At 49.3% G+C, this 25,567-nt stretch carries 15 protein-coding genes; 4 read left to right on the forward strand and 11 right to left on the reverse strand.

The features are described from left to right. Window positions 1-60: 60 nt before the first annotated feature. Window positions 61-561 carry a DUF1761 domain-containing protein gene (locus ACEW9O_RS27275; RefSeq protein WP_373553397.1) on the reverse strand — a complete coding sequence of 167 codons (501 nt, stop codon included), beginning with the start codon at window positions 559-561 and terminating at the stop codon, window positions 61-63. A 114-nt stretch (window positions 562-675) separates the two neighbouring features. Next, complete coding sequence (locus ACEW9O_RS27280; protein ID WP_373553398.1) at window positions 676-1,851, reverse strand: DUF819 domain-containing protein; 1,176 nt, start codon at window positions 1,849-1,851, stop codon at window positions 676-678. A gap of 438 nt (window positions 1,852-2,289) precedes the next feature. Here ACEW9O_RS27280 and ACEW9O_RS27285 point away from each other — a divergent pair, with 438 nt between their 5' ends. Next, on the forward strand, window positions 2,290-3,474 hold the full coding sequence (locus ACEW9O_RS27285; protein WP_373553399.1) for an acyltransferase family protein: 1,185 nt from the start codon (window positions 2,290-2,292) through the stop codon (window positions 3,472-3,474). Between the two features lie 104 nt (window positions 3,475-3,578). Here ACEW9O_RS27285 and ACEW9O_RS27290 read toward each other — a convergent pair whose 3' ends face one another. The 3 genes from ACEW9O_RS27290 to purL form a co-directional block, all read right to left on the reverse strand. Continuing rightward, a complete protein-coding gene (locus tag ACEW9O_RS27290) occupies window positions 3,579-4,796 on the reverse strand; it encodes an MFS transporter (RefSeq protein ID WP_373553400.1) in 1,218 nt (405 codons plus the stop codon). A 187-nt stretch (window positions 4,797-4,983) separates the two neighbouring features. Continuing rightward, a complete protein-coding gene (locus ACEW9O_RS27295; protein ID WP_373553401.1) occupies window positions 4,984-6,093 on the reverse strand; it encodes a peroxiredoxin family protein in 1,110 nt (369 codons plus the stop codon). 18 nt (window positions 6,094-6,111) lie between these two features. Next, on the reverse strand, window positions 6,112-8,355 hold the full coding sequence (gene purL / locus ACEW9O_RS27300) for a phosphoribosylformylglycinamidine synthase subunit PurL (RefSeq protein WP_373553402.1): 2,244 nt from the start codon (window positions 8,353-8,355) through the stop codon (window positions 6,112-6,114). Between the two features lie 240 nt (window positions 8,356-8,595). On the opposite strand from purL, the gene ACEW9O_RS27305 reads away from it, so the two are divergent. Next, the gene (locus ACEW9O_RS27305) at window positions 8,596-9,129 is read left to right on the forward strand and encodes an SRPBCC family protein (RefSeq protein ID WP_373553403.1); all 534 of its coding nucleotides are present in this window, start codon (window positions 8,596-8,598) and stop codon (window positions 9,127-9,129) included. 127 nt (window positions 9,130-9,256) lie between these two features. Here ACEW9O_RS27305 and ACEW9O_RS27310 read toward each other — a convergent pair whose 3' ends face one another. After that, window positions 9,257-10,390, reverse strand: a complete 1,134-nt coding sequence (locus ACEW9O_RS27310; RefSeq protein WP_373553404.1) for a Gfo/Idh/MocA family protein — start codon at window positions 10,388-10,390, stop codon at window positions 9,257-9,259. A gap of 149 nt (window positions 10,391-10,539) precedes the next feature. On the opposite strand from ACEW9O_RS27310, the gene ACEW9O_RS27315 reads away from it, so the two are divergent. Next, on the forward strand, window positions 10,540-12,780 hold the full coding sequence (locus tag ACEW9O_RS27315; RefSeq protein ID WP_373553405.1) for a LamG-like jellyroll fold domain-containing protein: 2,241 nt from the start codon (window positions 10,540-10,542) through the stop codon (window positions 12,778-12,780). An 80-nt stretch (window positions 12,781-12,860) separates the two neighbouring features. Here ACEW9O_RS27315 and ACEW9O_RS27320 read toward each other — a convergent pair whose 3' ends face one another. From ACEW9O_RS27320 to ACEW9O_RS27335, 4 genes are all read right to left on the reverse strand, one after another. Then, window positions 12,861-17,843, reverse strand: a complete 4,983-nt coding sequence (locus tag ACEW9O_RS27320; RefSeq protein WP_373553406.1) for an SdrD B-like domain-containing protein — start codon at window positions 17,841-17,843, stop codon at window positions 12,861-12,863. A gap of 908 nt (window positions 17,844-18,751) precedes the next feature. Further along, on the reverse strand, window positions 18,752-19,975 hold the full coding sequence (locus ACEW9O_RS27325; RefSeq protein ID WP_373553407.1) for a cytochrome-c peroxidase: 1,224 nt from the start codon (window positions 19,973-19,975) through the stop codon (window positions 18,752-18,754). Beyond that, the gene (locus tag ACEW9O_RS27330; RefSeq protein ID WP_373553408.1) at window positions 19,962-21,176 is read right to left on the reverse strand and encodes a cytochrome-c peroxidase; all 1,215 of its coding nucleotides are present in this window, start codon (window positions 21,174-21,176) and stop codon (window positions 19,962-19,964) included. The genes ACEW9O_RS27325 and ACEW9O_RS27330 overlap by 14 nt, the downstream gene beginning before the upstream one ends. A 16-nt stretch (window positions 21,177-21,192) precedes the next feature. Beyond that, window positions 21,193-21,969: an MbnP family protein gene (locus ACEW9O_RS27335; protein WP_373553409.1), complete on the reverse strand. Its 777-nt coding sequence runs from the start codon at window positions 21,967-21,969 to the stop codon at window positions 21,193-21,195. A gap of 241 nt (window positions 21,970-22,210) precedes the next feature. Between ACEW9O_RS27335 and ACEW9O_RS27340 the strand changes: the two genes are divergently transcribed. Continuing rightward, window positions 22,211-23,623: an amidohydrolase family protein gene (locus tag ACEW9O_RS27340; protein WP_373553410.1), complete on the forward strand. Its 1,413-nt coding sequence runs from the start codon at window positions 22,211-22,213 to the stop codon at window positions 23,621-23,623. A gap of 134 nt (window positions 23,624-23,757) precedes the next feature. Here the strand turns inward: ACEW9O_RS27340 and ACEW9O_RS27345 are convergent, their stop codons facing one another. Then, window positions 23,758-25,320: a S10 family peptidase gene (locus ACEW9O_RS27345; RefSeq protein ID WP_373553411.1), complete on the reverse strand. Its 1,563-nt coding sequence runs from the start codon at window positions 25,318-25,320 to the stop codon at window positions 23,758-23,760. Window positions 25,321-25,567 lie beyond the last annotated feature (247 nt).

A 25,567-nucleotide genomic window follows, 5' to 3' on the forward strand; every position in this document is an offset into this window, starting at 1 on the left:
GCATAAAAAACAGGAACCCTTCATTCAAGAACAAGGATTCCTATTTTTTACGGATAAAAACTACCCAAACGCACAAATAATTCCACCCATCAACATCAAATTCAGAATCCAGAATCCGGCATTCACCGCAATGTATTTGAAACCCTTCATTTCAAATAGCGCGTTGACTGCAATGACAGGTAGCGCAAAAAATACGCCCGCAATGGTTCCATGCAGTGCACCGTGTTTGAAGCTGCGGTAATTGCCGCTGTATTTGGCCATGAACTCCTCGATGTAGTTCATTATCTCCGAATTTTCTTGTCCAAAACCGGGCGTGCCTAATAAGATCGAATAAAGGTGGGTTTGGTGAATGACAACCGAAAACAAGATCATCGACAACATGAGCCCAAAGAAATAGGTCAGTCCAAAGACCAAAAGCATGTTCATCTTTTTGCCTTGTTCGGGCGTGACTCCAGCTGTTTTCATCCAGGTATTGCCAAATACCTTAGGGTTGTACCAGACAAAACCTGTCAGGAGTGGGATCAATCCGGTAAGAAAGACGATTAGATAGTTTAAAGCCATTTTTTTGTTTTTTAGAGTTTGAGCATAACTTAATGTGCTCTTAAAAGGTGTTTCCGCTCAAAAATAAATAAAAAGTTGAAAAATTCAATCAGAAAGACAATTTTTTTGTAAAAATCATCCCCAGGTTCGCAAATACTCAGCAATCAAAATGCCAAAATAGGTGCCAACAGCGTTCCCTAAGGCCCCAACGAGGATGGCTGGCAAGTGTAAATCGGCCCGGTTAAGCCCTTTAGACAAAGCCAAGGCGGATGCCGAACCCCCAACATTGGCCTGTGAAGCAATGGATAGAACATCCCAATCCTGTTTGAGCAGGCCACCAATGCCAAAAAGTACGCTGCCGTGGATGAGTATCAGCACCGTCACCAGCATCAGCATGGAAATGGCCAATTGCCCATCCCGCATCAAGGCCGCCAAATCGCAATAGGCCCCGATGACTGCCAAAAACAAGTAGATGCAGAACATCCCAATCAAGCGCAATCCCCGCAAACGCTGAACCAGTGGAAACTGAGCCAAAATCAGGGCCAGGGTGGTCAAAAAAATGATCATGGGTATACCCGGGAATAGAGTGGCGAACCATTGAGAAATGTACAAGGCCAATGCCCCTACACCCAGCAGGATGCTCAATTCCAGCGGATTGAGTTGCTCCTGGTCGTTGACGTGGGCGTGGGCTTCATCCGTTAGGCGTTGTTGTTCCTCGGCCTCCAGTGGCCCTTTTTGTTGGCGAGGAAAATAGCGCTGCAACAAGGGGGGCAACAAAAGGGTCACCACCATCCACAAGGCGGTGATGATGTTGTCGGCAGCAGTAGCCGCTGCGTATAAGTTTCCTTCCTTGTTGACATTATAATGTAGCGCCAGTGCATTAAAATTGCTGCTGCCACCGATGTACGTTCCAGTAAACATACCGCCCAGGGCAAAAAATGAATCGCCCAAACTTTCCGGCCCTTTGATCAGATACATGCCCGCCAATATGCCCAGCATGGTTCCAAACGCACCCAGCAAAAAAAACAAAATCATTGGTGCACCTGCTTTTTTCAGGCCACGCAAATTGACGGTGAGCAACAGGTAAAAAATGGACAGAGGGGCCAGGTAGGTGAAAATTCCATCGTACAATGGCGCGGGGGTACTGGCGGAGGGAATGATGCCCAAATTGGCGGTGATCGCCGTGGTGATGATCACCAACAAGGCACTGCCAAAGGCTCGGAAATAGGGCAATTTGGTCAATTGCTCACACAGGATGATGTTGAGCATCAGCACGGCAAAAATGGCCAGTGGGTCTTGAAAGAAGGGCATGGAGGATGATTTTGGTAACGCAGAAAAATTAACTTCCCGATTTGGGTTTTGAATAGGAAGTCGAACGGTTCATTTCAAGTGAGCTTCCTATTCAAAAGCCTCAAAAAAAATCGGGAAGTAATTTTTTGCGTCATACTTAGTGTCGACCAAGATAGCTTATTTGGATTGTAAGTTCGAATTGGTATGGAAAAAAGCTATTTTTGGTTGAGAAAAAATGTAGAAGTTCAGCACCTCGCCTTCGGCGATGAGCAATAATTTTTTTTAGCCACAAATGACACAAATTTTCACAAATTAAGGAACGAACTTCGTCCGTCTGGGGAGCACAAACGCAAGTTTGTGCCTTAGTTTGTGAAAATTTGTGTCATTTGTGGCTGAGTTTCAAAAAAACACTTCACCGAAGGTGGGGTGGAAAACTATTACGCACAAACACCTACATCTATGCCTAGCGTCCCTCTGCCTACCCGTCTCGCCTCCGTCGACATCTACCGGGGTTTTGTTATGTTTCTGATGATGGCCGAAGTATGGGAATTTGGCCACGTCGCCAAAGCTTTTCCCGATAGTGGCTTTTGGTCCTTTTTGCATTTTCACCAGAGCCATGTACCCTGGGTAGGCTGCTCTTTGCACGATTTGATCCAGCCATCCTTTTCCTTTTTGGTGGGCGTGGCCTTGCCTTATTCATTGGCCAGCCGGCAAGCCAGTGGGCAAAACAACTGGCAGGTTTGGGGGCATACTTTTCGCCGGGCGCTGATCCTGATTTTATTGGGCATTTTCCTGCGCTCGATGTACGCCAAACAGACCAATTTTACCTTTGAAGACACCCTGACCCAGATTGGTTTGGGGTATGTTTTTTTGTTTGCCCTGGGATGGGTCAAAGAACGTTGGCAGTGGATTGCCTTTGCAGCCATTTTGCTGGCGTATTGGGCGGTGTTTGTTTTTTATCCTTTACCTGGCCCCGATTTCAATTGGGCTGAGGCGGGGGTAGCAGCGGATTGGCCGCATCATGCGAAAGGTTTCGCGGCACATTGGAACAAAAACACCAATGCCGCCTGGGCTTTCGACCGCTGGTTTTTGAATATTTTCCCCCGTGAAAATATTTTTCGCTACAATGGTGGCGGTTACGCGACGCTCAGTTTTATCCCGACCCTGGGCACCATGATTTTGGGATTGATTGCCGGACAATGGCTCAAAACCGCAGAATCTACTCGCTTGCTGATGCGTAAGTTGTTGCTGTTTGGGGTGATTTTTCTGGCTGCGGGGTTCCTGTTGAGCATCTTGGGTATTTGTCCCAATGTCAAACGCATTTGGACGCCGAGTTGGACTTTGTTCAGCGGTGGTTGGTGTTTTATCCTGTTGGCAGGTTTTTATTATGTAGCAGATTTGAAGCAGCAGGGCCGTTGGTTTTATGTCTTTAAGGTACTGGGCATGAATTCCATCGCCGCGTATGTATTGGCGCATACCGTGATTGGTTTCATCGATTCCTCCTTCCGTATCAATGTTCATCCGCAGTACGATCAGGTATTTGGAGAGGCGTATCGGACTTTGGTGAGTGGTACGGTGTTTTTGGCTGTGCAGTTTTTGGTGCTGGATTGGATGTATCGGAAGCGGATTTTTGTAAAAATATAACACCAATCAAGGCAGCACCAAGGACAAAGCATTGTCAACGTCTAACTTTGTGCCCATTGTGCTGCCTTGGTGTCCTTTGTGAAACCATGTCGCTTTGGTTAATTTTATACTGCCTTTGTGTTTCTCTGCAACACCAGCATCAATCCAATCGCCACGATCATCAGCCCCAAACCCACCAACAATGAAAACTGATAAGACCCCGTTTTGTCAAAACCCACCCCAAACAACAGCGGCCCAAACGCCGCGCCAATCGTATATGCTGAAAAAACAAACCCATACACCGTACCCATCGAACGCATGCCAAAAAAACGACTGACCATGTACGGCATGATGTCGGATTCGGCACCCATGGCCAGGCCAATCATCACTGTGGCCAAATACACCGTGAATCCGGTTGGGTACAACCAAAGCAACAAAATCCCGATGGCTGCTCCGCTAAAAATCCCAGCGGCAACAAGTGGCGCTGAAAAACGATCCGCCAAAAAACCATTCGCGATGCGTCCCACCAAGGATGCTCCGCCAAACAAAGAAATGGCCAAGGCCGCAATTTGAGGGGTCAAACCCCGGTCGGTCAACATCGCCGAAAGGTGGGTCATGATCCCCGTACAACTGACTGCCACACACATAATGGACAAACTCAGGAGCCAAAAACTCCGGGTTGCCGCCGCGGCACCAATGCTCATGGCACTATTTTCAGTAGCAGAAATTTCAATATGTCCCTGGGGCTGCATGCCCATTTCTTCGGGACTGTTTTTGAGGAAAAAATGCACGATTGGTAGGGCAATCAGCACACAAGCCAGACTCAAAAAGATGTATACCTGCCGCCAATCGGCGGACTGAATCAGGAATTGCGCCAATAAGGGAATCAACAAAGCCCCCAAACCTACCCCTGCATTGCCCAGTCCAATGGCCAGCGCCCGGTTTTGATTGAACCAGTTGGCCACTATCCGGGAGTAAGCCAGAGGGGAGTTGCCCGATCCGATGAAGCCACCCAAAAAATAACAGATGTAGAGGGAAATGATCGGGGCTTGTACCCGTGAGAGCGCAAACAAACAAATCGCCATGCCAATCAAGGCAAAGGAAATGACTTTTTTTCCACCCAATTTATCGATCAAACGCCCGGAGATGGGCGAACCCAGCGCAACACCTACACTCACCAATGAAACCGCCAGTGAAATTGACCCTCGGTCGGTTTTAAAAGCCTCGGCCAGTGGTTTGACAAACACGCCAAAACAATACACCAGCAGCGAGCCTACGCTCAAAAACTGCCCAATCAGCGCAATAAGGACGATGCGCCAGCCGTAAAAAATGCCTGATTTCATAAGGATCAATGTAGGTGTTTACTAGGATGCACCAGCGAAACTTCTGGACATGGTCCTGCGATGGTGTGCAGGTGAAGGTAGATTTTTTTCTAAAGAGAACAAAAATATATCTGGCAACCTGATAATAAAAAAGGCAGCAAGAATCTAGTCCTTGCTGCCTTTTCCAGTATTTAAAAAGCTATTAGCATTACAAATGCTTCAGCAATTCTGCTTCAATATTAGCGGCACCACGTACTTCCGTAGCTACCACCAAACCCTCTTTGTTGATCATGAAGGCCCGAGGAATGCCTTGTACGCCATAGATTGCGGCAGGTACAGCACCCCAGTGTTTGAGATCGCTGACATGGTAAGGCCAAGTCAAGTTATCCGCTTTGATGGCCTGAACCCAGGCTTCTTTGCCTCTTTGACGTGCTTCACTGACTTGGGCGGGAGTAGCACCCTGAGTCCGGCGGTCGTCGAAACCATCCAGCGATACACTGAAGATGGTGAATCCTTTGTCTTTGTATTTGTTGTAAACTGCTACTACGTTCGGGTTTTCGCCCCGGCAAGGTCCACACCAGCTGGCCCAAAAATCCAACAACACCACTTTCCCTTTCAAGTCAGACAATTTGATTCTTTTGCCACTGGGATCGGGCAGATCAATATCTGGCGCAGGTTTGCCGACTTGCACCACCTGATTGCTTTGTTCTGCAATGTACTGCGCTTCAATCACGGACAGGTATTCAGAGTAGGCTGCTGCGATGCTGGAATTAGGATCAGCTTGTTGCAATTTTTCCAAAGCGCGTTTTTGGGTGCCAAGATACGCCCCGGCATTGCCCAAGGACAAGTACGCCAAAAAGGCACCCACCAGTGGGCTTTTGGTGGTATCCACAAAAGTACCTACGTCGTTGGCCGACATGCTGCGTTCCATGATGCGTTTGGCACAATCCGCCAGCATTTTGCTGTCTTTGGAGCCTTGAATTTCTACAGCATAGTCCTGGAAAGTGTTCAAATCGCCATTCACTGTCACTACTTTTTCGCTGCCGTTCATCACGAGGTTGATGCGTTTGGCACCTACGCGCAGGTTATAAATTCCGGATTTGAGCCCTTCAGGAAAATTGATGGAGTATTTTCCACTGCCATTGATGTCCGCTTTGGACATAACGGTACTCGCTCGGCCAATGGCTACTTCATCAACGAAGATTTGCAAGTTTTCGGCACCCTTGATGGTGCCTTCAATGGTGGTGCCTTTAGGTGTACAACTCCAGAAACCTAGAGACAACAGTGCAAGTGCCAAGACTTGAATGTAGCGGTTCATGCGATTGATCATTTAATGTTAAATAGCATTTTCCATTTTTTGACCCAAAGTTTGGTCATAAATGGTTTTCCATTCGTTCAGCGGGCCGTAGTCTTCGCCATCTACCAGGACACGTTTTCCCGTCACCTCACCGATTCTGGTAAAAGGAACATTATGGGTGTTGAGGTAGTTGACCAGGTCATCTTCTTTTTCAGGTGTAGTGGTCACCACAATCCGGCTTTGACTTTCGCTGAAAAGGTATACATCTTTGCGGAAATTGTCGTCGGTTTCTACTTCGAAGCCAATATTGCCCGCTAATGCTGATTCTACCAAACAAGCAAACAGGCCACCTTCCGAAATATCGTGTGCCGACTCAATCAAGCGGCGGCGGATCAATTTGGAGATGTTCAACTGGATGTGGAATTCTTCGTCCAAATCAATGCCAGGTGCAGGTGACAATTGCACCTTGTGCACCAAACGCAGGTATTCCGAGCTGTTGATGTCGTTTTGAGGGGTACCGATCACGTAGATCAAATGGCCGTCTTTTTTGAAATTGAGGGTCATTTGGAATTTTACATCCTCCAGGATACCCAACATGCCAATGGTTGGGGTCGGGTAGATGGGTTCAGTGCGGTCTTTGAACACCGACTGGTTGTAAAAACTCACGTTCCCGCCGGTTACCGGGGTATCAAACTTTCGACAAGCATCGCCCATCCCTTTGATGACATTGACGAATTGCCAGTATACCTCCGGGTTTTTGGGGCTACCAAAGTTCAAACAGTTGGTAATAGCCACAGGAGTACCGCCCGAACAAACGATGTTGCGGGCAGCTTCCGCTACTGCAATCATGGCACCAGTGTAGGGATCGGCATATACATAGGTTGAGTTGCAGTCTACGGTAAGCGCTAAGGCTTTATTCGTGCCTTTGACCCGCACTAGCGAGGCATCCGAGGGAGCATTGGTACCCATGTTGTTGGTGCGCACCATGGAGTCGTACTGCTCGTAAATCCAACGTTTGGATACGATATTGGGCGAGGAGAACACCGTCCGCGCAATCTTTTTCAGGTCTTTGGGTTGGTTGATGCTTTTGACATTGAACTTATTGACCTGATCAATGTATTTGGGCTTCTGGTATTCGGGTTGGTAAACGGGTGCGCCGCCGCCCAACACCAGGGGTTCGGCAGGTACATCGGCCACCAGTTCGTCGTGGTGGTAAAATTCGAGACGACCCGTGCCCGTAACTTCTCCAATTTGTTCACACTCGAGGTCCCATTTGTCGAATACATCTAGCACTTTTTGCTCCTGACCCAGGTGTACCACGATCAACATCCGTTCCTGGCTTTCCGACAACAAAATTTCCCAGGCTTTCATATTGGCCTGGCGGGTGGGTACTTTGCTCAAATCGATGCGCATGCCACACTTGCCTTTGGCGCTCATTTCGGAAGTAGAACAGGTGATGCCCGCAGCGCCCATGTCTTGCATGCCCACTACTGCGCCCGTTTTGATCACTTCCAATGAAGCTTCTAACAGGAGTTTTTCCTGAAAAGGGTCACCCACCTGTACTGCAGGCAAGTCGTTTACTGAATCTTCAGTCAAATCAGCTGAAGCAAAAGTGGCACCGTGGATGCCATCTTTGCCCGTGGCGGAACCGACGATGAATACTGGATTGCCTACCCCTTCGGCAATGGCTGAAACCGTTTGGCCCACCCGGACGATCCCTGCCGACATGGCGTTCACCAGGATATTTTGGTTGTAGCAGTCGTTGAAGTACACCTCGCCGCCGACGGTAGGCACCCCAAAGGAGTTGCCATAGTCGCCAATGCCTTTTACTACCCCTTTAATCAGGTGTTGGGTATGGGCAAGGTCGAGGTTGCCAAAACGCAGAGAATTGAGAGCCGCAATTGGCCTGGCACCCATGGTGAAAATATCGCGGTGGATCCCCCCAACGCCGGTTGCAGCCCCTTGATAAGGCTCAATGGCAGAAGGGTGGTTGTGAGATTCTATTTTGAAGGCACAAGCCAGACCATCGCCAATGTCGACGAGGCCGGCATTTTCTTCCCCGGCACCTACCAACAGACGTTTGCCGTCGCGAGGTAAGGTCTTGAGCCAGTGGATAGAATGTTTGTAAGAACAGTGTTCAGACCACATGACGGAGAAAATACTCAACTCCGTAAAATTGGGCGTACGCCCCATGACTTTGACAATCCGGTCAAACTCTTCCTCGGTGAGTCCCAGGTTTTGGGCCACTTGGGCATTGATTTCCGGTTCGGATACGTGCTGCATCAGCAATTGGGTTTAAAAGCGCAAAGATATAAACCCGATACTCAAATAGCCATAAGCGTGTTGAAATTTTTCGGCTTAATGCAAGATTGGGGTACTAAACCCAGGATTCTGCTTCAATTGTCCAAACTTGGCGCAATCACCCCGCTATTTTGGCGAGATTTCCATTTTTTTGTTTTAAAAATAAACTTACCTTTGTTTTTGTATTGATTGAATTGATAATTGTTTTAAAACTCTAGCAACATGAAAGCACTTAAAATGATCCTATTGGGCATTGTTGCCCTGATCGCATTGGTTTTGGTCATTGCACTTTTTGTCAAAAAAGATTTTGCAGTGGAGCGCTCTGTTACCATCAACAAACCAAATCAAGAGGTTTTTGACTATGTAAAATTACTCAAAAACCAAAAAAGCTGGAGCAGCTTTAGTCAGACTGACCCTAAAATGAAAGAATGGTACAAAGGTAAGGATGGCACGGTTGGCACCATTTATGGCTGGGAAAGTAAAGTGATGGGCGATGGTGAACAGGTCATCACCAAAATTGCCGAAGGAGAACGTGTGGACATTGACATGCATTTTAAAGGTATGATGGCCTCTACCGCTCCAGCTTACCTTGCCACCAAAATGCTCAGCGATTCCACTACGCAGGTGACCTGGGCCATAAGTGGTAAAATGAGCTACCCGATGAATTTTATGGGTTTGTTTATGAGTATGGATGATATGATTGGCACGGAATATGAGAAGTCTTTGGCGCAGTTGAAGGACGTCCTGGAAAAGTAAATAATGTTCTTAGGTGTCTCTTCAGTGTCTTAGGTGTCTTAGGTGGTGAAAAAGAAAGGAGCTCTGCGCAGAAGAGCATTATTTTCACCACCTAAGAAACCTAAGACACTAAAGAAACACCTAAGCATTAAGCTTTATCCAATTGAATCGGTTTAGCCATGCTCTGCGCTTTCAAAGCCAACTCCGTCGCCAAAAGGCAATGCGCCTGCGGCATCGCCGTTTCCGTCCGATTCACCACATCATCGACCAATAAAGTCCCAAAAGGCAGCGGTACCTGATTGCAATCGATGTATTGGGTTTCTTTTTGATTCACGAGATAGAGGTGATTGCCGTTGTCGTGGCTGGCAATGTCGATGTTTTTGCGGATTTCGATGTAGCCTTCCGTGCCTAAAATGGTCAGTCGCCCGTCGCCCCAGGTTTTTAAGCCATTTGGCGTAAACCAATCCACTCGAATGTAACCCGTGCCTTTATTGCCCTTGATCATCACATCCCCGAAGTCTTCAAACTGGGGATATTGGGGGTGATTGACATTGCCAACTTGTGATGCGACAATCTCCGCTTGGGTCGAACCCGTAAAAAAGAGGAACTGGTCAAATTGATGGGAAGCGATATCGGTAATGATGCCGCCGTAGTTTTTAACGTCAAAAAACCAGGACGGTCGAGTAGGGGCATTCATGCGGTGGGGCCCCATGCCGATGGTTTGAATCACTTTACCAATGGCACCCGCTTTGACCAACTCTCCCGCTTTCACCGTGGCGCGGTTTTCATGTCTTTCGCTGTACATGATGGAGTAGATGCGTTTGGTGGCTTGTTGTACTGCGCGTACTTTTTTGAGTTGAGCCAAACTGGTCACGCCAGGTTTGTCCACCAGGTAATCTTTGCCATGCTGCATCACTTCGACGCCCAAGGGTGCCCGCTCGATGGGGATACCCGCGCTCATGATGAGTTGGATTGAGTTGTCTTCCAGGATTTCGCGCTTGTCTTTGGCCAGTTTGGCGTTGGGGTATCTTTTGGCAAAAGCGGCGACCAGATCCGGTTCTTTGGCGTAAAAAGCCACCAATTGTCCACCACCTCGGGTCACTGCTTCGACCATGCCATAGATGTGGCCGTGGTTGAGGCCGATGACGGAGAATTTGATGCGGGGTTCGGCGACTGTTTTGGCAAAAGTGGTGTGGGGCAGGGAAGACAGGATGGCCATCCCGGTAGCAGTGGTGGCGGTTTCTTTGAGAAAGCGGCGGCGGTTGAAAAGGGTGGTTTTCATTGGTTGATGTTTATAGCTTTTTAATACGTGTTTTGTTCCAAGTAAAATTAGGAAAAAACCTGTGCTCAAGCAGGCTCAAAAAATCCCCCCTTGCCAATCTCCCCACAATTTCCTAACTTTCCCCAATTGTCCCACTAACCGATTCACAAATGCGCCCCCAACTTCTATTGTTGCTCTGCCTGCCCCTGTGGCTGGGCGGACAAACCGCACCTATTGGCTATTATCCTTTTGAAGGCACTGCTGAGGATAAAAGCAGTTTGCGCAATGATGCCCAGATTTTTGGCAATCCCCGCTGCGTGCCAGGTATCAAAGGCTCTGCTTACCAATTGGATGGCAATGACTACTTTGAAATCCCCAACGTATCAGACATCAACAACCTCACATCCGAGTTTACTTTTGCCTGTTGGGTTTTTCCCACTGCTACCAGCGGCAATACGGTCTCCATCATTACCAAGTCCAATTCCAACTCCTTGAATACACCCTTCAACCTGGCTTATCAGGGTGGGAGTTTGATTCCCTATGTGCGCTACACCCAACCGGGGCTATTCGCCAACCCGACCCAGGTGTTTGTGAACCAGGCGCCTTTTGCGGTCAAACTCAATGAATGGAATTTTGTGGTCTGGCGTTTCAATCGGGGCAAACTGGACATTTTTTTGAATGGCAATTTGTTGGCCAGCATTACCCTGCCTTTTACTGCGGTACGCCAGAACAATGCCCCTGTGGTAGTGGGCCACGATGAACCTGGTGCAGAAGAATTTTTCATTGGCATCATTGACGAGCTCTACATTTACAACAAAGCCGTATCCGATCAGGAATTGTTGGATCTGTACAACTCCTATACCTTACCCGAAAAAATTGCCAAACCCGTTAGCATTTGTGACGGCGAAGTGTACCGTAAACGCAGTATAGCGGGCTTTTATGCCGATACCATCCGCACGGCCAGGGGATGTGATAGTGTCAGTTATTTTCAATTGACGGTGAACCCCAGCCCCAGGTATACGGTGGATACCGCCATTTGTAATGGGCAAAGTGCCTTTGGCTATACCTATACCAATACTTATTTTGACACTTTTCAAACCCGCCTGGGTTGTGATAGCATCCGCACTTTGAACCTACAGGTTTTACCCCACAGCGCCTCAAATATCTTACGGGGAATTTGTACTGGGCAATCTTTTGAAGGCTATACAAAGGCTGGGACTTATGTGGATGTATTAAAAAATGCGGTAGGGTGTGACAGTGTCCGCACCATTCAATTGTTGGTGTTTAAACCAGACACGACCACGATTGAACGGCGTATTTGTGCGGGTGAAACCTTTTTGGGTTATACTGCTACGGGTGTTTATCGCGATACTTTCCGCAATTTTCGAGGTTGTGACAGCTTGCGTATCGTTCGACTGACGGTATTTAGGCCAGATACCACTCAAGAGCTGGCGCAAATTTGCGCTGGTAAAAGTTTGGCGGGTCACAGCAGTTCTGGAACTTACACCAATCGTTATCAAGGTGGAGATGGTTGTGACAGTGTGCACATATTGCAGCTTACGGTTTTGCCTCCGGCAAGTTCCCAGTTGTTGCAAAGTATTTGTTCGGGTGAAACTTTTGAACGCTATACCCGCAGTGGAATTTATCGGGATACTTTTCAAACCCCGGCAGGTTGTGACAGCATTCGGGTCTTACAATTGGCTGTGTTGCCACCTACCATCCGCAGCATCAGCGCCTCTATTTGTCCTGGAGAGCGAGTGGAGGGCTACGACCGACCGGGTACCTATGTGGATACCCTGGTATCGAGCACTGGCTGCGATAGTGTACGCACCTTGACCCTGAGTGCTACAGATGCGAAAAGATTCATTTTGGACAAACGGATTTGTGCTGGTGAATCCTTCCTGGGATACACTGCTGCTGGAACCTACCTCGATACGCTTAGAGCAGGAGGCACGGGTTGTGACAGCATTCGCACCTTAAACCTTATCGTGAACACCATTGCCGAAAACACTCGCGAAGTGAGTATTTGTGCGGGCGGGAATGTTGAAGGATACACCCAATCGGGTACTTATACCAAAACCGTTCAACGGCCCGGTCTTTGTGACAGCATCTACACACTTAAACTCAATGTCGGGGCCGTTTTTGTCCCCAATGCCTTTTCGCCCAATGGCGACCGCATCAACGATTCTTTCAAAATAATGGCTGCTGAGGGGAGCCAATTAAGCGTTCTCCGATTCTTCATTCGCGACCGTTATGGTAGCCTGGTCTTCCAGGGCACTGACCTAACCAGTGAATGGGACGGCACCATCCGCGGTCAAAAAGCCAATATCGGCGTGTATTATTACGCGATTGAGCTGGAATGTGGTGGGAAAAGGTCGGTGCTGAATGGGGGAGTGCACCTAATAAGATAGATGAGAGATGAAAGATGAAAGATGAAAGATGAAAGTGGTAGCACCAATTTTCATCATCTCTCATCTTTCATCTTTCATCTCTATTTTTTAACAATCTTCACCACCTCAGTTCCCAATTCTCCCAAATTCAATTTGAGGAAGTAGAAACCAGAAGGCAGATCGTCAAAGTCTATGCCATCCAGGATTGCCCCAGCGTCGACCTTCTTGCTGGTCCGCAAGCGACCGTCCGCGTTGAACAACTCCAGGGTGATATTGCCTGTTGATTGTTGCAAGAATTGGATCACCAGGCGGTCGCTGACCGGGTTCGGATAGATGTTGAACAATTCATCGGAAGCTACCCCTACTTTGCTGTTGGCCAGTTTGGAGAAGGCGTCTTTGCCCGACACATTGTTGATCATCCTTACCCGGTAAATATTGATCCCTGGTTTGGCGTCGTAGTCGATGTATTCATATTCCTGGTTGCCATCTTTGATGCGGACTGGTTCTTTCACCGTGCCAATTTTATCAAACAGCACTGCATCTTTTGAACGTTGTACGTCAAAGGTGTAAGTGTACCCATCATTGCGCACCGCCCAGTTGAGGCGAATGGTTTGATCGTTCATCGGTACTGCATCCAGGCTAAAACTGTTGATTCCACTACCACAAAGGGTTGGGTTGTCACTAACGGAAAGTGAGGTAGTGAAACTGCCTACGCAATTGTTTTCGGAAACCGTTACCGTTACCCCAAAGCGGCTGGCGTATTCAAAGCTCACCGTTACTGTTTTTCCGTAGGCGACCCTTGGGTTGACCCCTGCATCAAAGTCCCAGCGCACCCCAGCGTTTTGGGTACCCGTTTCGATCTGAAGGATTGCATTTTCTTTTGCGCAAAAACCCGTTGGGCTCTTCCAGTCAATTTTTACGGCATCACCTACTTCAATAATGACCACATTGTTTTCGATGTAAGGACAATTGGCGTCCTTGATGCGCACACAACGGGCAAAATAAGTAGTCTGTTGAATTGGGCCGGGTTGGTATTCTGGCGAGTCGGAGTTTGGAATGGGTGTAAAAAACGCCATGTCAAAACGTGAACTGCTGGTGGACTGCATCCACAAGTATTCCACTTCGCCCGGTGCACCGCTAGGTGAAACCACGTTGACTAGCTTTGCCGGAATAGCCCCGGGGCCGCATAATTTTTGGTCATATCCAATCACCCCCGCATAGGTCAGGTTGACACAAGGTTTGATCAAACCTGCATCGATGGTCAGGTCAATCTCCCCATCGTCCAGAATGATGACGTCCGTCATCAAAGTCGTCGGGTCGTAGTCGCTATCGATGGCATCATTACTGCCCGCGTTGGCCTTGCCGACGGTAAAACCTGGAGGCAGAATGATGGTCAGTTTGTACTGCCCGGCAGGCCCGGTGTAGTTGAACTTGCCATTGGCATCCGTTATGATCGTATCTGGGATGGTAAGACCCCCTTTGGGTACCACCAGAATGATGATTTTTACCCCGGGAATTCCTGGTTCGCCCGGATCCTGGATCCCATCCTCATCCAGGTCATGCCAGACAAAATCGCCAATCACTGCGCGGCAATTCTCGCGGGTGATGATGATCAGGCGGCGCAGTACTGCTTCGCAAGCGTCCAGACTGCTCGGTGAAAGGCGGGCAATCAGTTCGTAAGTGCCTACTGGCAGTGTACTTGGATCAATGCTATTTACAGGTTGACCATTCAGCGTAAAGGAGATTTCGCCGGGAATTGAACTGGTGGCTTGCAACACAAATGGCGCTGCATTCACACAGAAAGTATCCCGGAAATTACTCAGATTCGCGATGCTGATGGTAGGGTAGGCGCATGAATTCTGGAAAATCATGGTATCTACTCCATTGGTCACCCGCAGGGTATAGCCTTGGGCATCTACATGGCGGAAGGTCAGCGAGAAAATGCCTGGACTGGTACTTGGCAGCGTTGTGCCTACCGTAATAGGTAGTGGTGCTGCAGGCGGATTCGGGCTATCGTCGCGGAACACCCCAGCGGCACTGGTGATGCGCCAGGTTTCGCCCGGCAAGGCATCAATGGTGATGGTTTCGCGGAAATGGCCAGTAAAGGCATCGCTGGCATTGTTCAGGCAAACACAAGTACCCAGGGTACTACCCTTTGGGCTGGGTGTAACCCCTGCATCCCAATCCAGGTTGCTGGTGCCGGGTTGTACACAAAAAGTATCCGTTGTGTAAGTAATCGGGTCGATATCGCTGTCGAGGGCATCGTTGGTACCTACATTGGGTTGGGTAGGCCGCAGGGTATCTGGTAACACGAATGTGACTTTGTAACAACCTGGATCTACTACAAAAATGTATTTGCCATTAGCCCCCGTGGTGGTCATTTCCATTGACGTATTGCCCACATCTACTCGGTTTAGGACAACCTTTACGCCTGGAATGCCTGGCTCCCCGGCATCCATAATCCCATCTTCGTCGGTATCAAACCACAGCATGTCGCCAATGAGGGCTTTGCTTGGGTTGAGTGCTACTGTACAAGAAGTAACACAACCCAGGGCATCGGTGGTGGTGACGGAATAAGTCCCTCCACTGAGGTTGGTGACCGCACTAGTGGTAGCCCCATTGCTCCACAAGTAGCTATAAGGGCCAGTGCCGCCAATGACCTGCACTTCGGCTTCTCCATCGCTGACGCCGGGTACGGTTACCGCTTTGATAACTACTACCTGGCAGAGCAAAGCCCCGGCATCCAGCACTCGGAAGGAATCAATCACCTGACATTCGCGGGCATCGGTTACGGTTATTCTGTACAAGCCAGCATTGAGTTGGGTGATCGCTGAAGTAGAGGCCCCAGTACTCCATTGGTAGGAATAAGGGGTGGTTCCACCCGTTACGGTACATCTGGCTGCCCCGGTTTGTGGCGCTCCACACACGATCGCGTTGCCGCTCATGCGGGTACGCAGGGTATCGGGCTGGGTGACTACAAAACTGGTGTCTTTGCCACAGTTGTTTTGATCCGTCACGGTGATGCGGTAAGTTCCAGGAGCTAAATTATTGATGGTAGCAGTGCTGCTGCCGTTGCTCCAATTGTAGATCAATGTTCCACTCCCGCCAATTACGGTAAGGGCAATACGCCCATTGTTTTCCCCATTACAATTCACATCCGACTTGAGGGCGGTGAATTTGATGCCCGAGTTGAGCAAAATGGTGTCATTGGCCGTTTTGATACAATTTCTGGCGTCTGTAACTGTTACACTATATGGCCCGGGAGGAATATTTTGGACGCTGGAGGTAGTAGCACCATTGCTCCACCGATAGGTATAAGGCGCAGTTCCTCCACTTACGGTGATTTGCCCGGAACCCGCATTGACATTGCTACAGAGGTAATCAGTCACTTTAAGTTCCACGATCAAGGCGGGTGGATCAAGCAGGGTTGCTGAAGATTGTACCACGCAGGCTTTGGCATCGCGTACAATCACGCCATAAGTGCCCGGTGCCAGCGTATCGATGGTTTGGGTCGCTCTGCGGTTGCTCCAGATGTACACAAAAGGAGCAGTACCCCCGCTCACCAGGGCGGTGATGCGGCCATTGTTTTGCCCCGTACAATCGATTGGTTTTACATCCAGGGTGAGTTCCATACTCGGCGGCTCGGTGATGGTCGTTGCGCCAAATTTTTGGCAACCATTGGCATCGGTGACCGTCACTCGGTAAGTGCCACTGGGCAGGTTCGAGATCGAATCGGTGGTGGCTCCATTGTTCCACAAATAAGTAAATGGACCTACGCCGCCGCTGGCTTTCACCTTGGCGGTGCCTTTAGTCGCATCACAGGTGATATTGTTGGTAGAGGTAAGAGTGATTTCAATCGGGGGTGGAGATTTTACTTCCACATCCACTATCTTTGTACATCCCTTGCCGTCGGTCACTGTAACGCGGTAAATGCCGGGCGCTAACTTGCTAATGGTGTTGTTTGATCCCCCTACCGCCCAGTTGAACGTATAAGGCAGTACTCCTCCGGTGACTTCCACCAGGGCAAAACCATCGATGTTGCCCGGACAAGAAACGGGAACCCCAATTGGTTTGGTGGTCAAATTGGAACCGGGCAATAAAGTATCGGTAGCGGTGGCGGTACAACCCCGCACATCGGTGGCAGTAACGGTATAAATGCCTTCACTCAGACCCGCGATGGTATTGGTAGTAGCCCCGGTGCTCCAGCGGTAAATGAAGCCGCCGTTGCCACCACTGGCACTTGCGGCAATAGAACCATTGAGGTCGCCAGCACAAATGGGGTTATCCGGGTCCAGCACAATTTGAATGGGATTTTTGCCCGCCACAGTGGTTGTTGCAGTGCCTGAACAGCCCCCGGCGTCGATTACTGTAACGGTGTAAGTGCCTGGTTGCAGATTGTTGATGGCTGAGGTCGTAGCTCCCGTACTCCATTTGTATTCGTAAGGTGCTGTACCCCCAGTCACCGTGACATTGGCCGAACCATTGTTTACGCCGGGGCAAGTAATCGCCGTAGATTTGATGTCCAGAATCATCGGATTGATGGACACCGTAAAGCAGGCGATTTTGCCACACAATTTGGTGTCGGTTACCGTAACGCAGTACTTGCCTGGTTGGGTAGCCGTATAGGTTTGTCCAGGAATCATCCCATCCCAGGTGTAGGTGTAGGGTGGAAAACCGCCACTCCCCGTAGCCTTGATGGTCGCTGGAGAGGTACAGCTTTGCGACTCAAAGGTCACATTGATGCGTGGTGGATCGGTAAGGGTAGCAGTACCAGTAGCGGTTCGGCTAGCTGCATCGGTCACGCTTACGGAATAAGTGCCAGCAGCCAGACTGCTGACCTCGCCAGTGGTGGCCCCTGTACTCCAGACGAAGGAATAAGGCGCGGTGCCACCACTCGGTGTACATACAATCTTACTTCCCACACTCAGCCCTGCACAGCTAGGGTGGGTAACGTCAAAACTCAAGGAAATTTGTGCCAGTACTTCAGTGTTCCAACTACTGATCAGCAGGGTAAGTCCCAGCAAGAGTAGTTTAATCGGCACGCCATACGTTTGGGACAAAATAGCGTTTGGTCTTTTGAACATTGGATTAAAATTTGTTAGCATGAAAAATAGAACCCTTTGCTGCTCCAAACAGCAAGGCCAATGCAAAAAGACTGAAAAATGGGTTGGACTACTTAAAAAGATGGGGAGAACAAATAAAAAATGTTGTTGTGGCTTTATGTACTGCAAATTAACAACTAATTTTTGAGAAGGGCAAAGCTTTGTGGAAGATAATGTAGATTTTTTTTAATGTTAGCGGCTTGTTGTCAAAAAAAAAGTCGCACTACTCACTCGCAGTACGACCAACTACTAACAAATTATAATCCCATGAATATACCTCTCTAATCAATAAACGAAATTAAGCTTTACGCCTAATATTCTCGCCTATATAACCAAGATTTTTTCATTTTATTTTACACAACCTTAAAACAATTTTAAGGTCAAGTGTTGTAAAAAAAACAGGAACTTGGGCTTTGAATACTGAATTAACAGCTTAGTTTTGCAATTGGTTTTACGGACGGGCCTAAAAAAAAATAAGTCGCGCTGAATGAGCGCGACTTACTGCATATAATCCCATGAACTTTAAAAACTAATCTTTTCCCTTGCGGGTATATTTTGAGTGAAAAACACTTCGAGTTTGGTGGGGAAAGGTTTGCAATAGTAAGTCAGACTTTATCCCTAAACCTGACTTACTATTTTCGCAAACAAAGATCCCATAATGCATATCCAAAATTTGTACCCGATTCATTCATCGGCTACGTTCGTTTGACAGTACAAATATGGGGCAAAGAATAGGGGTGTACAAGGACAAAATTTATGTATTGTGAAAAAAATAAAATAAATAATTCGGGATTTAATACCAATTTTTAAAGGATTTTAGACTTTTTTTGTGAAAAAAACCACCAAAAAAGATTTCTTTTTTCAGAGAAAAAAAACCAAATAAATCTTTTTTACCGCTTAAATGGGTTCGAAAAAGCCGGATTGTTCACAAAAGAAGTATCCGTCAACATTTTCAAGAAGGCAATCAAGTCAGATTTATCCCGTTCCGAAAGTGCAAAACCCGTGATGTTGGCATCCTCGTTGGCGACTCCATGACCCCCGCGACTGTAATTTTCCAATACTTCTTCCAGGGTTTTGAAGCGACCATCGTGCATGTAAGGGGCCGAAAGGGCCACGTTGCGCAAGGAGGGCGTGCGAAAACGGCCATTGTCGCTTTGGAACCCAGTTACTTTTCCCCTGCCCAAATCTTTAAATGCTGCCAGGTTGGGCACATTGTCCAGTCCGTTGTTGTGGTAGTTGTTGTCGGTGAACAGTGGATTGAAGTGGCAATGCGAGCAACCGGGATGGGCCAGCGTGCCAGCGTATTCGATAAAAAAGAGTTCCAGTCCCCGCTGTTCCTCATCCGTAGGGAAATCTTCCTTGGCCCAAACCACCCGATCGTAGCGCGAATAGGCGCTGATCAGGGTACGTTCAAACTGGCTAAGCGCTTTCACTACCAAATCCCGGGTGAGTTCCGTTTTGCAGCTGATGCCAAAAGCCTGCCGAAATTGGCCGGGATAATCTTTGTGTCGGCGCAGTTTGCGTTCCACATTGTCCCAGGTATCGTCCATTTCCAGGTGGTCTTCGATGGGCAGCAGTGCCTGGCTTTCGAGGTCAACCGAGCGCCCGTCCCAAAAGAAGCCACGGGTATTGTAGGCCAGGTTGACCAGGGGCATGGCGCTGCGGGCCCCATTTTGGCCCCGAATGCCTGGACTGGTGGCCAATCCATCGGTAAAAGCCTTGGCTTGTTGGTGGCAGGAAGCACAGGCCTGGGTACTGTCGCGGGACAAAATGGGGTCGTAAAACAACATTCGGCCCAGCGCCACACCTGCCTTGGTCAAGGGATTGTTGGCCGTTGCTGGTAGTGGTGGGATCCATTTGGGAAGGTTAATCGCGTAGTCCTCGGGGGTGTAAGTGCCAGTGATGAGGTCGGTATCGGGTTTGGGATCTTCCTTTTTGTCGTCAGGATTACAGGCCCAGAGCCCCCCCAATGTCAATAATAATATAACACCCCGTACGGGCAACCCTACGTGGTTGCCCCGGCCTACGTGGTTGCCCCGGCCTATGTGGTTGCCCCGGCCCATGTGATTACCCCACCATAATATAAAGGTAAAACCCAGATCAATTTTCATCATTCAGCGTGTTTAAAAATGCAATTAGATCAGCGCGATCCCGTTCGTTCAGTTTCAATTTGCGCACATTGGGACTCACGTTTGTACCCGGGTGCCCGCCACTGGCGTAATGATCGAGTACTGCTTCCAGGGTTTTAAAACGCCCATCGTGCATATAAGGAGCGGTGTATTTCAAGTTGCGCAGGGTGGGGACCCGAAATAGTCCATTGTCGTTGCGATTGCCGGTTACAATACCCCTGCCCTTGTCCGGGTAATCATCCAGTGATAACGCTGCAACCAGCCCATTGTTTTCAAAGTTTAAGGTGCTGAATAGGGGATCAACGTGGCAATGGTTGCACTCGGAAGTAGGCACAGCTGGAGAGGCATCGAAAAAAATGGTCCAGCCGCGTTTTTCCTGTGCCGTAAATTGGGCTTCTTCCCGCATTACCTGGTCGAATTTGGTGTCGGCACTGATCAGGGTGCGCTCGAATTGGGCCAGGGCTTTGCCTATCAATAAACTATCGATCTCCTTGGAGTTTTTGATGCCAAAAGCCTGGCGGAACAAAGCCGGATATTCGGCATGAGTCTGTAGTTTTTGCAGCAACACTGGCCAGGCATTCCGCATCTCCAGGGTATCGCGCACCGGATGCAGCGATTGTTCTTCGAGGGTTGCTACACGTCCATCCCAAAACAGTCCTTTGGCGTAAAAACCCACATTGAGCAAGGACATGGCGCTGCGTTTGCCTTTCCGACCATCTACACCAGTACTGAAGGCTTGGCCATCAGTGAAGGCCAATTCCGGTTGGTGACAACTATTACAAGCGATGGTGCTGTCTTTGGATAAAATCGGGTCGAAAAACAACTTGCGACCCAAGGCGACCCCGGCTTTGGTCAAGGGATTATCGGGCGGAATGCGCATGGGCGGAAAGCTGGGGGGATGTGCAGCTTGTAAATATTCGGGCTGGTAGGGGAGGTGCTGGAGCTCGGATTGGGGCTGGCAGGCCGAGAGGAGGAGGATTGTGCCAAGCAACGCGAGCCCCGTTAGGGGCGTGATGTGGGTAGAAAACGACCGCCCCGAGGTTTTCCCGAGTCCCGTAGGGACGTGATGTGGGTATGTAGTGGGGCATAATACCCACATTGCGTCCCTGACGGGACTTTGGATATCGCGAGAACCACCATTTTCTACCCACATTTCGCCCGTAGCGGGGCTTAAACCCTTCCCCATCTCCATCCTTTTCAACCTACTCCTGATGCACCTTCAACGCCTCCCCTAAATTGTCCGCAATAAACTTCGCAATGGCCTTGTCCACCGTATGATCCTGGGTCACCTTGCGGAAATCCAGGTAATTCGCGCTGGATTGCGCCAACACGCGGTGCAGGTCAACATCAAGGGTCAAATTGCTGCTGCCTTTGTCCGTGATGACAATGTCCTTCAAAAATACCTTTTTGCGGAAAAACTCATTTTCCCCCACGTGAAAAGTGATTTTGGTGGCAAACTTTCCGCTATTGTCCAAATCGGCATTGCCTTCAACTTTGGTGAACACGTAGCCCTTGGCCCAGGACCAATAATTGTCGTCCAGCGGATGGGGTGGGGTATAGCTGCTTGGCCCTACGGCATTCAGGTCGGCTGAAACACCCAGACCCAACTTGATGCCTTTATAGGTACCCGGCGGAATGTTTTTGAGGGTAAAAGTGATGCCTTTTTGCGCAGCATCGTCGGATTGGATGTTTTTGAAAGAAACCAACTCCACATCGATCAGCTGGAGGCTATCGCCCTTGGGGTCATCGGTTTTCATCAAAGCCACATCCGAAATGTAGAACTGGAACAGTTGCAGACGCAATTTCATGTTGTCCTCGTATGCATAGTCAGCATTGAACATCTTGAGCTTGTTCTGGTCGAACAAACCCCGAAAATTGAGGGTCAATTCGCCGCCTGTGTCGTCTTTATCGTCGTCATTGTCACAAGTCCATAGGCTGAAGGCCAAGAAGAGGTAGAATAAAGCACGGAATTTATACATAATGGTAGAGGCTTTTTGAAACACCTGTTCAAAATTAGGTTTTCTCAAGGTATTAAACCGCAAAATGGGGGATTTGGTCGGGAGTGGACAATGATTTTTGTTGGTGGATGGGAAATTACTCAAAAATAAAAGTACCGATATAGCTTTACACCCTACCCGCCACTACGTGGGCGCTCTTCGATCCCAATATCCATTACCACATCTCCCCAAATTTTCCGTTTTTTACACCCAAAACCTGACCATGAAAACCTTCAGCCTCCTCGTCTTACTCGCCCTCATTACCCCCCTCCAGGCCCAAGTCGACCTCCTCATCACCAACGTCAACATCGTCGACGTAGCCGCCGGAAAAATCCACCCCAATCAAATCGTGAGCATCAAGGGCAATCGCATCGTCTATGCCGGGCCAGCCAAAGCCAAACTGCCCGAAGCCGAACAAATCATCATTGGCAAAGACAAGTACCTCCTGCCCGGCCTTTGGGACAACCACGTTCACTTTGGCGGTGATACCCTCATCGACGAAAACGAACAACTCCTGCCCCTCTTCCTGGCCATGGGCGTCACGGCTGTACGCGACTGCGCGGGCGACATCAGTTTATCGGTGCTCCAGTGGCGCAAGGAAATTCAGGAAGGCAAAAGGGTAGGCCCCCGGATTTTTACTTCCGGGCCAAAACTGGAAGGTAAAAACTCCATCTGGCCGGGCGATCTGGAAATTGCCACTCCCGCCGAGCTGCAACAAGCCCTGGACTCCCTGCAAAAACTAAAGGTGGATTTTGTCAAAATCACCGACAATACCCTGGCGCCTCAGTTGTTCCTGCAAAGCATCCGCGAAGCGCGCAAGCGGGGCTGGAAGGTCACCGGGCACATTCCTGTCGCGCTGACGATCCAGGAAGTAGCCGGGGCGGGTTTGTCGGCCATTGAGCACCTGGGCTACGTCATCCGGGCAGCTTCAAGACAAGAGCGTGAAATTACCCAACAACGTGCGGCAGGTAGCTTAAACGCCCGTCAGGCCAACGAACAATTCCTCGCTACCCTGGACACCTTCACCGCTCTGGCCAATTACCGCAAACTCGCCGCCAATGGCACCGCCGTAGTACCCACCATGATTGGCAGCTATGCCACAGCGTATCTAGATCAAAACGACCACAAAAACGATCATTACCTGACCTATCTTGGGCCCGAGTTCAAACGCACCTACCAGTGGCGCATCGATCGGGCCATGAAGGACGACTCGGCGGCCATCGACCTGCGGCACCGCATGTTTGAAACGGCTGCCTCCTTGTTGCCATTGTTACACCGTGCAGGCATGACCATCATTGCCGGAACGGATGCGGGTTACCTCAATTCTTTTGATTATCCCGGTTTGGGCATGCATCAGGAGTTGGAGTTGATGGTGCGTTATGGCTTGAGTCCGCAGGAGGCGCTGAAAGCTTCGGTGATCAATGGCCCGGCATTTTTGGGCCTGAGCAAGGACTACGGCGCAGTGAGCAAGGGCAAAATCGCGGACTTGTTGCTTTTGGATGCGAATCCGCTGCAAAACATTCGGGCTACCCAGCAGATTGAGGGCGTGATTCACGCGGGGAAATGGTGGAGCAAAACAAAAATCCAAGAGGAATTGTCAAAACTTCAAAAATGGGTAGAAAACAAAGAAAAGTAAATGTCTAATATGCTTAGGTGCCCCTTAAGTGCCTTCGGTTTCTTAGGTGGTGAAAAAAACAAGCCTCGCGAAGCGGGGCAAAAATTCACCACCTAAGAAACCGAAGGCACTTAAGGGGCACCTAAGGAAGGGAATCAATATTTGGCGGGTTGCCCGGGTTTTGGCAAAGACTTTTTGATGAACTCCCGGATATCCTCGTTACTCGTCTCCAGGTCTTCCTTGCGCAGGTACATCATGTGCCCGCTGCGGTAGCCCTTCCAGCTCATGCGCTCCTTCAGTTTCCCGCCGGGGTCCATTTGCCACATGTTGTATTTGGCATTGAAGTAGTCGCAAGCGCCATCGTAGTAGCCCGATTGTACCAGCAGGTGCAGGTAAGGGTTTTGGGCCATGGCCTGCCGTAGGTTTTCACCCGTGCGGTCGTTGGTACGATCCCAGGGGTTGACGGGGCCAAACATGTTGTACTTCAGGTCGGTTTTGTACTTCAATTCTTCGCGCAGGTAGATGTTGATCGGCGGTGTGAAGGAATGTAGCCAGGAGGTGAGTTCCGCGCTGTAATCGGGTGCCAAACCAATATCCTGCCGATCGATCCCCAGGTAACGCGAATCCAGGCGACCCACGGTGTAACCCTTGTCACGCAAGAGCTCCTTCCAGAAAAACTGCACCGTAATGTCCAAATTTGCTTTGAGGATCACATCCTCCTTCAGGCCGGAATACCGCGCAAATTTGGCCACCACGGCTTTTTTCTTGGCTTCATCTAGCGAGTGCCCATGCGCAATGGCGGGTAGGAGCTCATTCATGGTGAAGGCTTCTACCTCGGGCAAGAAGGCGGTGAGGTCTTTTTGTTGCAAATCGGCTGGTAGGGCTTTGTGGTACCAGGCGGTTGCGGCAAAGAAAGGCAAACGTAGCGCCTGATCAACCGCTCCGTCGCGCAGAATGCCCAGATCGGTAGGCGACACCAGGATCACCCCGTTCAAGTACATCCATTGGGAATTTTGCAATTCCAGCGCCAGGCCCGATACTCGCGTAGTACCATAACTTTCGCCCACCAGGTACTTCGGCGAAGCCCAACGGCTGTAGCGGCTGACAAAAGTATTGAGCCATTCGGCCAGGTACTTGATGTCGGCATTGACCCCAAAAAAACGGTTGGTCGGGGTGTCTTTGGCCACAATGCGCGAAAAACCCGTATTCACTGGATCAATGTGTACAATGTCGGCTACATCCAGGATGGAATAGGGGTTGTCCTTGATGCCGTAGGGCATGGTGGGGTAACCCTCATCGTCGATTTGCAGGATGCGCGGCCCGGTGTAGGCGATGTGCATCCAAACCGAAGCGGAACCGGGGCCGCCGTTGAATGAAATCACCAGCGGGCGATTGGCGCGGTCTTTGATGTCGGTACGCTCGTAATAGGTATAAAATAACCCCGCCAGAATTTTACCTTCTTCGTCCCACACCGGAATCGTACCTGCATGCGTGCGGTAAGGCACCCGTTGGCCTTTGATGGTCACCTCCCGAGTGGTTTCTACAAAATGATCCGGGTTGAGGACACGGGTAGGGGAGGTCATTTTTTCTTCCTTCGGCGCTGCCGTGCTTGGGGGCGGAGGCGGAGGAGTGTTTGGATTGTTACCAGGTCTGTTTTGGGCGTTAACCAAATGGAGCATCAGCATACTTATGCCGACAATGAGCCATTGTTTTTTCATGGACACTTGTGTTGGTGTTGAAATTTTTATACTAATCCTGAGTGCTTTCTATTACCAAGCGTCATTAATGGATAAGTTTTAACGCAGCTCCGCTGCTTGGTTTTAACACGACGGCCTTTAGGTTTGTAAAAAAGAAAAAGTTTATACATTAAGATAATAATCATGTATAGTTTTTCTTTTTTGGTTCTTTTTTCTTTTGTTAATTCCACAAAAAAATGTGGAAAACTTAAAGGTTAGTCTTGAAAGG

This window comes from Haliscomenobacter sp., assembly GCF_041740695.1.
In the GTDB taxonomy this organism is placed as follows: Bacteria; Bacteroidota; Bacteroidia; order Chitinophagales; family Saprospiraceae; genus Haliscomenobacter.